Source organism: Streptomyces coryli, assembly GCF_011044975.1.
GTDB lineage: Bacteria > Actinomycetota > Actinomycetes > Streptomycetales > Streptomycetaceae > Streptomyces > Streptomyces coryli.
Genome location: NZ_JAAKZV010000216.1, coordinates 1 through 14,475 on the forward strand (window position 1 = coordinate 1; position 14,475 = coordinate 14,475).

Annotated in this window: 13 protein-coding genes and 1 pseudogene; 9 read left to right on the forward strand and 5 right to left on the reverse strand. The window is 71.7% G+C overall.

Features of this window, described 5'->3' with window-relative positions; genetic code table 11:
* The 4 genes from G5C51_RS32475 to G5C51_RS32490 all read left to right on the forward strand — a co-directional run.
* Positions 1-1,385, forward strand: a 1,385-nt coding sequence (locus tag G5C51_RS32475; RefSeq protein WP_338118383.1) for an APC family permease, incomplete at its 5' end; no start/stop codon positions are given.
* A gap of 11 nt (positions 1,386-1,396) precedes the next feature.
* Entirely contained in the window at positions 1,397-2,608 is a 1,212-nt protein-coding gene (gene xseA, locus G5C51_RS32480; RefSeq protein ID WP_165242692.1) for an exodeoxyribonuclease VII large subunit, read from the forward strand.
* A gap of 10 nt (positions 2,609-2,618) precedes the next feature.
* Positions 2,619-2,885: an exodeoxyribonuclease VII small subunit gene (locus G5C51_RS32485; RefSeq protein ID WP_165242694.1), complete on the forward strand. Its 267-nt coding sequence runs from the start codon at positions 2,619-2,621 to the stop codon at positions 2,883-2,885.
* Between the two features lie 99 nt (positions 2,886-2,984).
* Positions 2,985-3,578, forward strand: coding sequence for a malonic semialdehyde reductase (locus G5C51_RS32490; RefSeq protein ID WP_165242696.1), 594 nt, complete (start codon positions 2,985-2,987; stop codon positions 3,576-3,578).
* Positions 3,579-3,750: 172 nt separating this feature from the next.
* Here the strand turns inward: G5C51_RS32490 and G5C51_RS32495 are convergent, their stop codons facing one another.
* A complete protein-coding gene (locus tag G5C51_RS32495) occupies positions 3,751-4,293 on the reverse strand; it encodes a DUF4245 domain-containing protein (RefSeq protein WP_338118384.1) in 543 nt (180 codons plus the stop codon).
* Positions 4,294-4,639: 346 nt separating this feature from the next.
* Between G5C51_RS32495 and glpX the strand changes: the two genes are divergently transcribed.
* Complete coding sequence (gene glpX, locus G5C51_RS32500) at positions 4,640-5,719, forward strand: class II fructose-bisphosphatase (RefSeq protein WP_165242698.1); 1,080 nt, start codon at positions 4,640-4,642, stop codon at positions 5,717-5,719.
* A gap of 63 nt (positions 5,720-5,782) precedes the next feature.
* On the opposite strand, the gene G5C51_RS32505 is transcribed toward glpX, so the two are convergent.
* Both G5C51_RS32505 and G5C51_RS32510 read right to left on the reverse strand, forming a co-directional pair.
* The gene (locus G5C51_RS32505; protein WP_165242700.1) at positions 5,783-6,145 is read right to left on the reverse strand and encodes a WhiB family transcriptional regulator; all 363 of its coding nucleotides are present in this window, start codon (positions 6,143-6,145) and stop codon (positions 5,783-5,785) included.
* A gap of 140 nt (positions 6,146-6,285) precedes the next feature.
* Positions 6,286-6,987: a DUF1707 SHOCT-like domain-containing protein gene (locus tag G5C51_RS32510; protein ID WP_165242702.1), complete on the reverse strand. Its 702-nt coding sequence runs from the start codon at positions 6,985-6,987 to the stop codon at positions 6,286-6,288.
* Between the two features lie 154 nt (positions 6,988-7,141).
* Here G5C51_RS32510 and G5C51_RS32515 point away from each other — a divergent pair, with 154 nt between their 5' ends.
* Genes G5C51_RS32515 through G5C51_RS32530 form a run of 4 tightly spaced genes read left to right on the forward strand, consistent with a single transcriptional unit; the run spans position 7,142 to position 12,894 of the window.
* Positions 7,142-8,800: a fumarate hydratase gene (locus tag G5C51_RS32515; RefSeq protein WP_165242704.1), complete on the forward strand. Its 1,659-nt coding sequence runs from the start codon at positions 7,142-7,144 to the stop codon at positions 8,798-8,800.
* Between the two features lie 54 nt (positions 8,801-8,854).
* Positions 8,855-10,942, forward strand: coding sequence for a flavin monoamine oxidase family protein (locus G5C51_RS32520; protein WP_165242706.1), 2,088 nt, complete (start codon positions 8,855-8,857; stop codon positions 10,940-10,942).
* Positions 10,939-11,550, forward strand: coding sequence for a hypothetical protein (locus G5C51_RS32525; protein ID WP_165242708.1), 612 nt, complete (start codon positions 10,939-10,941; stop codon positions 11,548-11,550). Before G5C51_RS32520 ends, G5C51_RS32525 begins: the two co-directional genes overlap by 4 nt.
* 3 nt (positions 11,551-11,553) lie before the next feature.
* Complete coding sequence (locus G5C51_RS32530) at positions 11,554-12,894, forward strand: ligand-gated ion channel (protein ID WP_165242710.1); 1,341 nt, start codon at positions 11,554-11,556, stop codon at positions 12,892-12,894.
* Here the strand turns inward: G5C51_RS32530 and G5C51_RS32535 are convergent.
* Both G5C51_RS32535 and G5C51_RS32540 read right to left on the reverse strand, forming a co-directional pair.
* Positions 12,831-13,844 (reverse strand): trypsin-like serine peptidase, encoded by a 1,014-nt coding sequence (locus G5C51_RS32535; RefSeq protein WP_165242712.1) that lies wholly within the window; start codon positions 13,842-13,844, stop codon positions 12,831-12,833. The genes G5C51_RS32530 and G5C51_RS32535 overlap by 64 nt on opposite strands.
* A 284-nt stretch (positions 13,845-14,128) precedes the next feature.
* Positions 14,129-14,475: pseudogene (locus tag G5C51_RS32540) on the reverse strand (hypothetical protein); the annotation flags it as partial.

Below are 14,475 nucleotides of genomic sequence, written 5' to 3' on the forward strand. Positions count from 1 at the left end.
GTACCCCCAGCGCGCCCCAGGAAAGCGGGCTGCACCGGGAGCTGACCTTCCGGGACCTGGTCGTCTACGGCATGCTCTTCATCGCCCCGATGGCCCCGGTCGGCGTCTTCGGCGCGCTGGACGCGATCAGCGGCGGCTCGGTCGCCCTGGTGTACATCGCCGCCACCATCGCGATGGGCTTCACCGCCTTCTCGTACGCCCAGATGGTCCGGGTCGCGCCCTCCGCGGGTTCGGTCTTCGCGTACGCGCGCACCGGCCTCGGCCCCGGGCCCGGCTTCGTCGCCGGCTGGATGGTGATGCTCGACTACCTGCTCATCCCGGCCGTCGCCTACCTCTTCTCCGGCATCGCCATGCACGCCCTCGTCCCGGCGGTCCCCGCCTGGATGTGGACCGCGGCCGCGATGCTGATCACCACCACCCTCAACATGGCCGGCGTCCGCACCGCCGCCAAGGTCGGATTCGCCGTCCTGGCGATGGAGGTGCTGGTGCTCGGCGTCTTCGTCGTCTCCGCGCTGGTCGTACTGGCGCGGGAGGGCCCGCAGCGCGGGCTGCTCGAACCCCTCGGCGGCGGCAGCGGCTTCGAGATCGGGGCGGTGCTGACCGGGGTGTCGGTGGCGCTGCTGTCGTATCTCGGTTTCGACGCCATCGCGGGCTTCGCCGAGGAGGCCCGCGGCGGGTCCCGGCGGGTGGCGCGGGCGCTGCTGGTGTGTCTGGTGATGACCGGGCTGCTGTTCGTGCTGCAGACCTATCTCGCCGCGCTCATCTCCCCGTACGAGACGGACGAGCTGCGGGCACATCCGGAGCGGCAGGACACCGCCTTCTACGACATCGCCGAGGCCGGCGTCGGCGGGTGGCTGAGCAATCTCGTCGCGGTCAGCAAGGCGATCGGCGCCGCCTTCGCCGCGCTGGCCGCGCAGGCGGCGGCCGCGCGGCTGCTGTTCGCGATGGCCAGGGAGCGGCGGCTGCCCACCGCGCTCTCGCGGGTGGACGCCCGGTCCGGCGCGCCGCGCCGGGCGCTGGCCGCCTCGGCGGTGCTGGCCGCGGTCGCGGCGATCTGGGCGTCGCGGGCGGGCGACGGACTGTCCCGGCTGGTGACGGTGGTGGACATCGGGGCGCTGACCGCGTTCGCGCTGCTGCACGCCTCCGTGATCGCGTACTTCTACGGCCGCCGTGATGCCGAGCGCTCCCCCGACGCGCCGCGGCCGCACCCGGTCAAGCATGTGCTGATCCCGGTCCTCGGCATCCTCATCTGCTGCGCGGTGATCGTGAAGGCCGCCTTCGAGGCCCGCGTGGTGGGCGCCTGCTGGCTGGTGGTGGGGCTGGCCGTGCTGGCGTGGCAGCGCGGCCGCCGCGGAGTGAACGGGAGTGTCGGCCCCGGGGACTAGCCTTACTGCCCATGGCTCTGAACACGCCCGAGACCCCGATGCCGGTCGGCGAGGTGTCCCGGAAGATCGGCGGCTGGATCGACCGGCTCGGCGCGATCTGGGTGGAGGGGCAGATCACCCAGCTGTCGCCGCGCCCGGGCGCGGGCGTGGTCTTCATGACGCTCCGCGACCCCTCGCATGACATGTCGCTGTCGGTGACCTGCTACCGGCAGGTGTACGACCAGGTCTCCGATCTCGTACGGGAGGGCTCCCGGGTCGTCGTCTTCGCCAAGCCGGTCTGGTACGCGCCGGGCGGCCGCCTCTCGCTGCGCGCCGCCGAGATCCGCCCGGTCGGCGTCGGCGAGCTGCTCGTACGGCTGGAGCAGCTGAAGAAGGCGCTGACGGCGGAGGGCCTCTTCGAGCCGTCCAGGAAGAAGCCGATCCCCTTCCTCCCCCGCCTCATCGGCCTGGTCACCGGCCGCGCCTCGGCCGCCGAGCGGGATGTCATAGAGACCGCGAAGCACCGCTGGCCCGCCGTCCGCTTCGAGGTCCGTCCGGTCCCGGTGCAGGGCGTGCATGCGGTGACGCAGGTGGTCAAGGCGGTGCAGGACCTCGACGGCCACCCGGACGTCGACGTGATCATCGTCGCCCGCGGCGGCGGCAGCGTCGAGGATCTGCTGCCCTTCTCGGACGAGCAGCTCATCCGCGCCGTGGCCGCCTGCCGTACGCCGCTGATCTCGGCGATCGGCCACGAGCCGGACAATCCGCTGCTCGATTACGTCGCCGACCTCCGCTCCCGCACGCCCACGCATGCCGCGAAGGACGCGGTCCCGGACGTCGGCGAGGAGCACCAGCGCATACAGCAGCTCCGCGACCGCGCGCTGCGGGTGGTCACCACGCGCCTGGACCGCGAATTCGACGGCCTCGAGGACTGGATGAGCCGCCCCTCCATGGCGGACCCGCAGTGGATCGTCGAGGACCGCGAGGAGGAGGTCGCGGCCCTGCTGGACCGCAGCCGCCGCCATCTCGGCCACCTCCTGGACCGCGCCGACGCCGACCTCACGCACACCCGCGCCCGCGTCGTCGCCCTCTCCCCGGCCGCCACCCTCAAGCGCGGTTACGCCGTGCTGCAGCGCGCCGACGGCTCGGCGGTACGGGCGCCGGACGAGGTCGCGGCCGGCGAGGAGCTGCGCGCGCGGGTGGCCGGGGGCGACTTCGGCGTGACTGTCTCAGACGACTCGTAGGGTGGGCGGCATGGCAGAAACGCAGAGCACCCTCGGCTATGAGCAGGCGCGGGACGAGCTGATCCAGGTCGTGCGCCGGCTGGAGGCGGGCGGCTCGACGCTGGAGGAGTCCCTCGATCTGTGGGAGCGGGGCGAGGAGCTGGCGAAGATCTGCCGGCAGTGGCTGGAGGGCGCGCGCGAGCGCCTGGACGCGGCGCTGGCGGCGGACGACGAGGAGCTCGAGGACGACGAGGAGGACGAGGAGGCGGACGAAACGGACGAAGACGAGGACGTGTGAGGTCAGCCACCGTCACCGGGCTTTGGTTGAGTCTTCATCTACTCATCGCCTAGCCTTATGGATGTACCAGCCATCCGTTTATGAAGGCAGCACCGCACCATGAGCCCTCTCGCCCTCGACCCCGCCGCCCAGGACCTCCTCTTCCGCGAGGCGCGCACCGCCAACTCCTTCACCGACGAGCCGGTCACCGACGAGCAGATACAGGCGATCCACGACCTGGTGAAGTGGGCCCCGACCGCCTTCAATCAGCAGCCGCTGCGCGTCGTCCTGGTCCGCTCCCCCGAGGCCCGCGAGCGCCTGGCCCCGCTGATGGCCGACGGCAACCGCGCCAAGACCGTGTCCGCCCCGGTCATCGCGATCCTCGCCGCCGACTACGAGTTCCACGAGGAGCTGCCCGCTCAGTTCCCCGCGGTCCCGCAGGTCAAGGACATGTTCTTCAGCGAGCGCCCGGTCCGCGAGGCCTCCGCCACCCTGAACGGCACCCTGCAGGCCGCGTACTTCCTCATCGGCGTACGCGCCGCCGGCCTGGCCGCGGGCCCGATGACGGGGTACGACGCGGACGGCGTGCAGAAGGAGTTCCTCGACGCCGACCACCGCCCGATCGCGATCGTCAACATCGGCCACCCGGCCGAGGACGCCTACCGCCCGCGCTCGCCGCGGATGTCGTTCGAGGACGTCTACCAGACCGTCTGAGGCAACCCGCCCACGCGAGGAGGGGCCGGAGTGGAGCGACGCCGCCGAAAAAGTCTTAGCGAAGCGGGCTTTTTCGGTGGTGTCGCGGAACTCCGGCCCCGGCCCACGCACGATCAAGCCGGTCCGGCGCTTGAGGACTTCCGCGCGCAGCGCAGGAAAGCTCGCGCCCAGCTCACCGCAAGGTGATCGCGGCGGCCATCGTCTTGAGGTCCCGCATCGGCGCCGTGCCCGTAACGACCGTGGTGACGCCGTCCTCCTGGCTCACCAGCCCGTCCCGCTCAGGACCGTCGTAGACCTTCCACTCCCGCTCGCCGAGCCGCTCGGCCGCGCGGTCCGTCTCGCGCGCACCGTGGGTGACGTCCTCGATGAACGGCACCGGCTTCTCGCTCGCCTGCTCCACGCCGACGTACTCCTCGTCGGGGGTGAGGAAGCCGAGGTGCCAGGTGGTACCGAAATCCCCCTGCTTACGGAACGTGACCGAGGTCGCGCGCCAGTCCCTGCTCAGCCCCTCGGGCGCGGCCACCGCGTACGGCGAGACCCGCCGGGCCTGGCCCAGCTCCTGGCTGTACGACTGCGTCGCCACCGCGTCGCCGGCGCTCCTGCCGTCACCCTTGGGCACCAGCAGCAGATAGAAGCCGAACGCGACGAGGCAGCTCACCGCCAGCGACAGCAGCAGATTCCGAACCGTCTGTTTACGCGCGCGTTCACTTGCCACGGCACCATCGTCCCCCATGCGCAGCCGCGTCCCCGCCAGGGGGTCGCCCGGGCGCTCCGCTCGAGTGCTCATCCGTGACCCGGTCTGCTCATACTGGCAATAAGCCGATAAAGTCGAAGGGCGTGTCCGGAGTCTCCCGTCGTCGCGCGAAGCGCGGCGCAGCGGCGTCCGGTGCGTGCGCTCGGCGTGCGGCGTCGCGGGTCATGTGGCGGAGCCACCTGGCCTGGGGCGCCGTGCGGTGAGCGTGCGTGCCGGGCGTCGGGGCGCAGACGGGAGACTCCGGACAGGCCCTACGCACCCTCGCCTCCGGCCGTCCCCTCGGAGCCGAACTAGAAAGGTTCCTGCAATGCCTGAGACGACACAGCCCGCGAAGAGCCAGACCGAGCAGGTCCCGCCGGTCGCGCACCACCTCCCCTCGCAGCTGGAGGTGGGCCCGGAGGCCCCGGACAGAAACCTCGCCCTGGAGCTCGTACGGGTCACCGAGGCGGCCGCCATGGCGGCCGGCCGCTGGGTCGGCCGCGGCGACAAGAACGGCGCCGACGGAGCCGCCGTCAAGGCCATGCGCACCCTCGTCCACACCGTGTCGATGAACGGCGTCGTCGTCATCGGTGAGGGCGAGAAGGACGAGGCCCCGATGCTCTACAACGGCGAGCGGGTCGGCGACGGCACCGGCGCCGAGTGCGATGTGGCGGTGGACCCGGTGGACGGCACCACGCTCACCGCCAAGGGCATGGGCAACGCGGTCTCCGTGCTGGCGGTCGCCGAGCGCGGCACCATGTTCGACCCGTCGGCGGTCTTCTACATGGACAAGCTCGCCGCGGGCCCGGACGCCGCCGAGTACATGGACATCACCGCCCCGCCGGCCGTGAACATCCGCCGTATCGCCAAGGCCAAGGGCTGCACCCCGGGCGACGTCACGGTCGTCGTCCTCGACCGCCCCCGCCACGACGGCATCGTGAAGGAGATCCGCGAGGCGGGTGCCCGGATCAAGTTCATCTCCGACGGCGATGTGGCCGGCGCGATCATGGCGGTGCGCGAGGGGACCGGTGTCGATCTGATGCTGGGCGTCGGCGGCACCCCGGAGGGCATCATCGCGGCCTGCGCGATCAAGTGCATCGGCGGTACGTTCCAGGGCAAGCTCTGGCCGAAGGACGAGGCCGAGAAGCGCCGCGCGCTGGACGCCGGCTACGACCTGGACCAGGTGCTGATGACCGACGACCTGGTCTCCGGCGAGAACGTCTTCTTCGTCGCCACCGGCATCACCGACGGCGACCTGCTCCGCGGCGTCCGCTACAACGCCGACCGCGCCTTCACCCAGTCCCTGGTGATGCGCTCGCGCAGCGGCACCATCCGGCAGATCGAGTCCGAGCACCGGCTGTCGAAGCTGCGCGCGTACAGCGCGGTCGACTTCGACCGGGCGAAGTAGGCACCCGAGGCAAACCGAGGCCGGGCCCCGCGCCATCGCGGGGCCCGGCCTCGTTCACATCTGCTAACCGGCCTGTGCGATCTGCCGGGACTGCCGCAGCTCCGCCTCCCGCCGCCGCCTGCGGGCGATCACCACGCGGCGCTCGGCCGCGGTGAGCCCGCCCCACACGCCGTACGGCTCCGGCTGCACCAGCGCGTGCTCGCGGCACTCGACCATGACCGGACAGCGGCCGCACAGCCGCTTCGCGGCGGCCTCCCGGGCCAGCCGGTCGGCGGTGGGCTCCTTGGAGGGGGCGAAGAAGAGCCCCGCCTCATCGCGGCGGCAGACCGCCTCCGCGTGCCAGGGGCCGTCGTCGGCGCGCGAGCGGGCACGCTGCCCGGGAACGACGGCGTCCTGCAGCGGCTGGTGATGCGGGAGTTGAAGCACGATCACTCCTGACGACAGCGTTGGCGATCCAGGCAGCTTGCGTACGGGAACGTGCCCATGGTCCTACCCGCTGTGCGTGCCCCTATTCACGCCGTGAAGGGCATGATGCGACCCGCATCCACCGCGCCGGAAGCGGCCGTTCAGTACCCCAGGTGCTTGCGGAGCTGCTGCTTCAGGTCCTTGATCAGCTTGCCCCGCTTGGGCTTGGCGTCCACGCCGCCGAAGCAGGCGAAGCCGCTGATCACCACCACCGGGGCGCCCGGGTCGGGGGACTCGTTGCTGCGCACGTCGAAGCCGCCGAAGATGCCGGATCCGGTACTGCGCAGGGTGACGTTCTCGGGGACCCGGATGTCGACGCCGCCGAAGACCGCGACCGCCTTGATGACGATCTCGGGATGCTCGAAATACGCCTCGGTGAGATCGATCTCCACTCCGCCGAAGAGGGCGAAGGCGTTGATCCGCGACCCCGCCCGCCAGCGGCCCTTGCGGCTGGCGCCGCTGAAGATCGCGACCAGGTTGGTCGCCTCGGGCGGCACCGCCGAGTGCGGCGCACCGGTGTACGCGGCGGGCGCGGGCTCGGACGCCGGCCGCGCCCCCACCGCCGGAAGGTCGCGGACCAGCGGCTCCAGCTCGCCGTGGGTCTTCGCGGCATAGACGCGGTCGATCCGCTCGGAGTGCTCCTCGGCATCGAGACGGCCCTCGGCGAGCGCCTCGCGCAGGATCTCGGCGACGCGGTCGCGGTCCTTGTCGGAGGCGCGCAGCTCGGCCTCGGCGGCCGGCCGGTGCTTCTCCAGGTCGGCTACGGGTTGCGCGGGCTGCTTCTCGAGCGAGGTCTCATCCACGCCAGTAGCGTACCCAAACGCGATACATCGCGAAAGCGCCCGCCGGAATCCCGGCTGAATCCCGCTGCGCCCAACCTCACAGCGGCACCGTCGCCACACCGCTCTACCCTGGATACGCCAGTCGCCGCCGCCTGCGTACCCGATGAGGACCGAGATGCCCGAGTTCAGTTACACCGACCTGCTCCCCCTCGGCGAGGACCGGACCGATTACCGGCTGGTGACCTCCGAGGGCGTGTCGACCTTCGAGGCCGACGGGCGCACCTTCCTCAAGGTCCAGCCGGAGGCGCTGCGCAAGCTCGCCACCGAGGCGATCCACGACATCCAGCACTACCTGCGCCCGGCCCACCTGGCCCAGCTGCGCCGCATCTGCGACGACCCGGAGGCCTCCGCGAACGACAAGTTCGTGGCGCTGGACCTGCTGAAGAACGCCAACATCGCCGCCGCGGGCGTGCTCCCGATGTGCCAGGACACCGGCACCGCGATCGTGATGGGCAAGCGCGGCCAGCACGTCCTGACCGAAGGCGGCGACGAGTCGGCCCTCTCCCAGGGCATCTACGACGCGTACCAGAACCTCAACCTGCGCTACTCCCAGATGGCCCCGCTGACCATGTGGGAGGAGAAGAACACCGGCTCCAACCTCCCGGCCCAGATCGAGCTGTACGCCACCGACGGCGGCGCGTACAAGTTCCTGTTCATGGCCAAGGGCGGCGGCTCCGCCAATAAGTCGTTCCTCTACCAGGAGACGAAGGCGGTGCTGAACGAGGCCTCCATGATGAAGTTCCTGGAGGAGAAGATCCGTTCGCTGGGCACGGCCGCCTGCCCGCCGTACCACCTGGCGATCGTCGTCGGCGGCACCAGCGCCGAATACGCCCTGAAGACCGCGAAGTACGCCTCCGCGCACTACCTCGACGAGCTGCCCGACGAGGGCTCGGTCGACGGCCACGGCTTCCGGGACAAGGAGATGGAGGAGAAGGTCTTCGAGCTGACCCAGAAGCTGGGCATCGGCGCGCAGTTCGGCGGCAAGTACTTCTGCCACGACGTCCGCGTCGTCCGACTCCCCCGCCATGGCGCCTCCTGCCCGGTCGCCATCGCCGTATCCTGCTCCGCCGACCGGCAGGCGCTCGCGAAGATCACGCCCGAGGGCGTCTTTCTGGAGCAGCTGGAGACCGACCCGGCGCGCTTCCTCCCGGACACGACCGACGAGCACCTGGAGGAGGAAGGGGACGTCGTCAAGGTCGATCTCAACCGCCCGATGGACGAGATCCTCGCCGAGCTCACCAAGTACCCGGTCAAGACCCGCCTCTCCCTCACCGGCCCGCTGGTCGTCGCCCGCGACATCGCGCACGCGAAGATCAAGGAGCGGCTCGACGCGGGCGAGGGCATGCCGCAGTACCTGAAGGACCACCCGGTCTACTACGCGGGCCCCGCCAAGACCCCCGAGGGCTACGCCTCCGGCTCCTTCGGCCCGACCACGGCCGGCCGCATGGACGCGTACGTGGAGCAGTTCCAGGCCGCCGGCGGCTCGAAGGTGATGCTCGCCAAGGGCAACCGCTCGAAGCAGGTCACCGACGCCTGCGACGCGCACGGCGGCTTCTACCTCGGCTCCATCGGCGGCCCGGCCGCCCGCCTCGCGCAGGACTGCATCAAGAAGGTCGAGGTCCTCGAGTACGAGGAGCTGGGCATGGAGGCCGTCTGGAAGATCGAGGTCGAGGACTTCCCGGCGTTCATCGTGGTCGACGACAAGGGCAATGACTTCTTCACCGACCCGGGCCCGTCGAAGCCGTTCGTGACCTCGATCCCCGTGCGGTCATAACAGTAGGCCTGCTGGCCGAGCAGGCACCCGCGCGCCCGGGTGAACGCTATCCGCATGCCGCGCGTCCGTTATCCCGGATGCGCGGCACGCGCTTTTCTCCGGTCCGTGGATACGTCAGCCCTCACCCGCCGCGGCTTCGCCACCGGGACCGCTGCGGCCGCCGCGTCCGTCGCGGCCGCCGCGCCCGCCTCCGCCTCCGCCCGTACGACCGGCGGCGCCGCAGCCGCACCGGCCGCCCCGGCCGCCGTCCCCGCCGCGCAGCAGGCCGACTGGGACACCTGTCTCACCGTCGCCCGCGAGGTGCTCCAGGTCGGTGCCGACGGCAGCGACATCAAGCGCCGCCACCTGAACGTCCTCATCAAGGACGGCCTGCCGCACACCCGCACGGTCCCCCGCAAGCGCGTCCTCGTCATCGGCGCGGGCGCCGCGGGCCTGGCCGCCGCGCTGCTGCTGAAGCAGGCCGGCCACCAGGTCACCGTCCTGGAGGCGAACGGCAACCGGGTCGGCGGCCGGGTGAAGACCTTCCGCGACTTCGCCGACCCGAAGCAGTACGCCGAGGCCGGCGCCATGCGGATGCCCGACGCGCACCCGCTGGTGCTCGCCCTCGCCGACAAACTCGGCGTCAAGCGCCGCCCGTTCTACCTGCGCGATATCCGCCCCGGCAGCGGCGACCCGCTCGACCCGCCGCCCGCCGTCGTGCACCGGGCCAGGGACGGCGGCCGCCCCTGGGCCATCGGCCCCGACCACACCACCTACGCCGACCCGGAGCCCGCGGACAACACCTGGCTGGTCGTCGCGGGCCGCCGGATGCGCAAGTCGGAGTACCTGAAGAAGCCGCGCGAGATCAACGCCGCCTTCGGCGTCCCGGAGAAGTACCTCGACACCCCGGCCGGCGAGATCCTCGCCAAGGCGCTGGCGCCCGTACACGACGAGGTCTCCACCAAGGGCCCCGGCGGCAAGCGCGTCGACAAGCCGATGCCGCAACTGCTCGAGGGCTGGGCCCGGGTGATCCAGAAGTACGGGCACCTGTCCACCGAGAGCTTCCTGCGCAACGCCGGCCTCGACACCCGCACCATCGACCTGATCGGCACCCTGGAGAACCTCACCGCCCGGCTCCCGCTCAGCTTCCTGCCCGCGCTGATCGACACCACGCTGATCCGCCCGGGGATGCGCTTCTGGGAGTTCACCGGCGGCACCTCGACGCTCACCGACGCGCTGTACGACCGGGTCAAGAACATCGTGCACCTGGACCGCCGGGTGACCCGGATCTCGTACGGCGACGCCATCCGCGGCGACGGCGTGGTCGTCACCGCCGTGTCGGAGGGCCGCGACGGGCCCCCCGTGCAGGAGGTGTTCACCGCCGACGAGGCGATCGTCACCATCCCGTTCTCCGGCCTGCGGCACGTCCATCTCCGGCCGCGGCTGCCGTACGCCAAGCGGCGCGCCGTCATCGAGCTGCACTACACGTCCGCGACGAAGGTGCTGCTCGAATTCTCCCGCCGCTGGTGGGAGTTCACCGAGGCCGACTGGAAGCGCGAGCTGGACGCGATCGAGCCCGGTCTCTACAACAAGTACCGCGGCGGCATCGAGGGCCACACCGGCAAGCTGCTCGGCGCCCACCCGTCGGCCGGCGGCGGGGTGTCGGAGCAGCAGCGCGCCGCGTTCGCCGCCCGCCGCTGGGAGGGCCGCAACCAGCCGGAGGCGACGGAGGCTTACGGCGGCGGCTCCGTCACGGACAGCCCGAACCGCTTCACGTACCACCCCTCGCACCCCGTCCCCGGCAGCGAGGGCGGCGTCGTGCTGTCCTCGTACACCTGGATGGAGGACGCGCTGCGCTGGGACCCGCTGCCGGACGACGAGCGCTATCTGCTCTCGCTGGCCGGGCTGCAGGAGGTCTACGGCCGCCGGGTCGAGGTCTTCTTCACCGGCGTCGGCCGCACCCAGTCCTGGATGCGCGACCCGTACGCGTACGGCGAGGCCTCCATCCTCACCCCCGGCCAGCACACCGAGCTCTTCCCCGACGTGCAGACGCGGGTGGGCCCGCTGCACTTCGCCGGCTGCCACACCTCGCTCAAGCCCGCCTGGATCGAGGGCGCCCTGGAGTCGGCGGTCCGTACGGCGCTCGAAGTGCACACGTCGTGAGGCGCCCGAGACGGGTCGAGGCCGCGCTCGGCGGGGTGCTGTGCGCGGCGCTCTGCGGGGTCCTCGCGCTGGCCCCGAATGCGGTGCCCGCCGACGCGTCCGACGCCAAGGCGTCCGCCGCGGACGAGCGGCGGCAGCAGCTGTACCGGGCGACGGGCCGGATGGCCGTCGCCGCCGCCGACGTAACGGCCTTCGGCGGCAAGGTGGTCGGCACGGAGCGGCCGACCGCGGCGGAGCTCAAGCCCCTGGAGCGGAAGGCGAACGCCTCCCTGCAGGAGACGCTCGGCGCGGTCCCCTCCCAGGGCGCCCCGTCCCTCGGCGCGGTCCCGTCGCAGCTCCTGCCGCCGGTCCGCGGCCGGGCCGACGAGCGGCAGCTGCTGCCGGTGCCGGGCGCCGACCCGCGGCAGTCCGCGAAGCGGGTGGCCGCGGACATGGCGGCGATCACGGCGTACGTGGCCGCGGGCCAGTACGCCAACGCGGCCGCCCGGGCGGGCCATCTGCTACTCACCCTCGGCAAGTTCACCGCCGACATCCTTTACGCCGTGGGCAAGTCGGTCTTCCCGCTGATGCCCCTCCCCTGGCCCGCGCCGCCCCCGCCGGCCGTGTAAGGGATGTCCGCCCCCGAAGGCGCCGGCGGCCGGGGGTGGCGGATCGAGTGGTGGATCCGGATCGTCTTCGGGCTGTCCGCCCTCGCGACCGCCGCCCTCGCGTACCGCTACCACGCCCAGGAGCAGGCCGAAGCGCTGCACACCCAGCGCGCGGGCTGGGCCCCCGCCCTGCTCGCCGCCGTGCTCGCGGCGCTCGGCGGCGCGGCCGTGCTGATCCGGCCGCAGCTGGGCACGGCGAAGCGGTGCTGGCTGATGTCGGCGGTCGCCGCCGTGGTCTTCGCGCTCGGCACCGGGACGGTGTGGCAGCTGGTCTCCGGCGACGACCGCACCGACACCATCGTCGGCGCCCCGCTGATGAAGCCCGCCGACGCCGACCGGTACGTGCGCGAGGAGCTCGGCCCCAAGCCGGTACGGAAGATCCCGACCGGCGTCTTCATCCAGGGCGTGAAGCTGACCGGCCCGGAAGAGGTGCAGGTCAACGGGTACGTATGGCAGCACTACGACGAAAGCGTCCCGAGGACCAGCCAGGGCGTGGCCTTCCCGGAGGCGCCGGACGGCTACGCGGGCAAGGAGGTGTACTCCTTCCGCCGCGCCGACGGCCGCCTCACCAAGGGCTGGCACTTCAACCTCACCCTGCGCCAGCGCTTCGACTACCACCGCTATCCGCTGGACAAGCAGAATGTCTGGCTGCGGATGTGGACCACCTCCGCCTTCGAGCGCGAGGTGCTGGTGCCCGACCTGGCCGGCTATCCGCCGTGGAAGCCGCACGCCAAGTACGGCCTGGACGAGGACATCGTGTCGGCGGGCTGGTCCCCGTACTACACGGCCTTCAGCTACGCGCGGCACAACTACAACATCACCTTCGGCGGCGCCGATTACCGCCCCGGCGGATCGTCCGGCGCGACCGAGCTGTACTACAACATCGGCGTATCCCGGCTCTACAAGGGCCCGCTGATCGGCAAGCTGCTGCAGTCGACCTTCATCGCCGTGGTGATGTTCATGGCGCTCTTCGTGCACACGAGGGACGCCAAGAAGCACCCGCGCTTCGGCTTCTCGACGTGGACCGCGATCTCCTTCGCGGTGTCGCTGCTGCTGGTGATCGTGGTGGACCAGACCGACGTGCGGGAGATCACCGGCGATACGTCGATGACGTATCTGGAGTACTTCGCAATCGCGCAGTACATCCTCATCACCGGCATCTTCGCGAACGCCATCCTGCTGGGCTCCGACACCCGCGTCCCGCCGCTGGAGTGGCGCGACAACCTGCTGCCGCGGCTGCTCTACTGGCCGATCCTGACGGGGCTGTTCTTCGCCTTCACCATGCTGGTCTTCGCCTTCGACTGATCCGGCGCCTGGTCCTCGTAAAGCCCCTTCGCCCGCTTGTCGAAGGTCGCCGACCACAGCACGTCGGCGCCGTCGTCGAGCACCACGCCCTTGCGCTCGGGGTCCTCGACCACCGGCCGCCCGCTGGACACCCCGGTCTGCCGGCCGCGCGGGTCGTACCACGGGCCGCCGCTGGCGCCCTGGGTCAGCCGGCAGGGGCGGATCTCCTCGCCGCCGTCGAGCAGCGGGTCGGTGAGGATGCGCGGGCGGCCGGTGCAGTACTGCAGCCGGGCGCCGTCGTACGGCAGCTCGACCGGATAGCCGAAGATGGACCGCCCGCCCGCGGCCCGCTTGAACACCGGCTCGGCGCCGCCGGTGACGTCCTGGACGCGGCGTCCGGTGCCGTCGTCGTGGACGGTGAGGAAGGTGTAGTCGGCGTCGTGCGCGTGGTCCAGGGTCCACTCGGGCGCGACGGCGGCGGATTCGACGGGGTAGCTGCCGTACGGTGCCGCGCCGTCGCGGTAGCCCGGCACGAAGAGCACACGCTCCATCCAGCCGCCTTCGGCGTGGTTGTAGACGCAGTGCGCGGCGGTGGCCAGGACGTTGCGCCGGGGAGCGTCGACGACGGCGGCGGTGCAGGTCCCGAACTTCCCGTTCCGCGCCAGCATGAACAGCCGCCCGATGTGCTTCACCTTGGCCGCGCTGCCGCGCCACGGCTTCCCGGACGCAGGGCCGGGCTGCGCGACGGCGGCGTCGGCGGCACGCATCCGCTCCGCGGTCCAGAAGGCGCGGGTACGGTCGGCGGTGCCGGCGCTGCCGGCGAGGATGGCGGGCGGCTGGGCCGCCGGGGGCTGCGCTGCCGCGAGGCGCGCTGCGAGCGGCGGCGCGATCGGGGGCGTCGGCACGGCCTGTGCGGTGGCGGGCAGAAGCGCGGCGGCGACCGCGGCGGTGACGGCGATTCCCTTGAACACGGCGCGACGCTAACGCTCGCGCTGGCCGGGCTGCGGTTCGACAGGCGCCGGTGGGGTGCTTGGGCAGCCGATTGGCGCAAGCGATTCTTCGCGGTGCTTGGCGCCGCGGAATCCTGTGGCTTCGCCACGGAGTCCTCAAGCGCCGGACGGGCTTGTTAGTGGGTGGGCCGGGCCGAGTTCCGCGACACAACCGAAAAAGCCCGCTTCGCTAAGACTTTTTCGGCTGCGTCGCTCCACTCGGCCCTCCTCCCGGAGGGATGGATCGACTTGGGGGGTGGGACCGGTCAGCCGGCGGGAGCCGTATTGCGTCGGCGTAGGGCGAAGAAGGCTGCCCCTCCGGCCAGGAGCAGGGCTGCTGCTCCCGTTGTGTACGCCAGCGGGCCGGCCGACGAGACGGCTTCCATCACGCCGGACGGCTTTCGTGGTGCTGCCGCCAGGGTGTCCACGTCCGGGGCGCAGGCCACCGGGCCGTCCGCCTTCGAGGTGTACGCGCAAGCCAGCGTCGGGAGGCGGGACATGCCCTTCGGCAGGTCCTCGGCGCGCATACGGACGGTGAACTCCGCCGTCGCACGGGGCTTCAGATCCGCCGTCCACGCGACCTCGCCGTCCTTCGCCTCATCGAGTTCGTCGT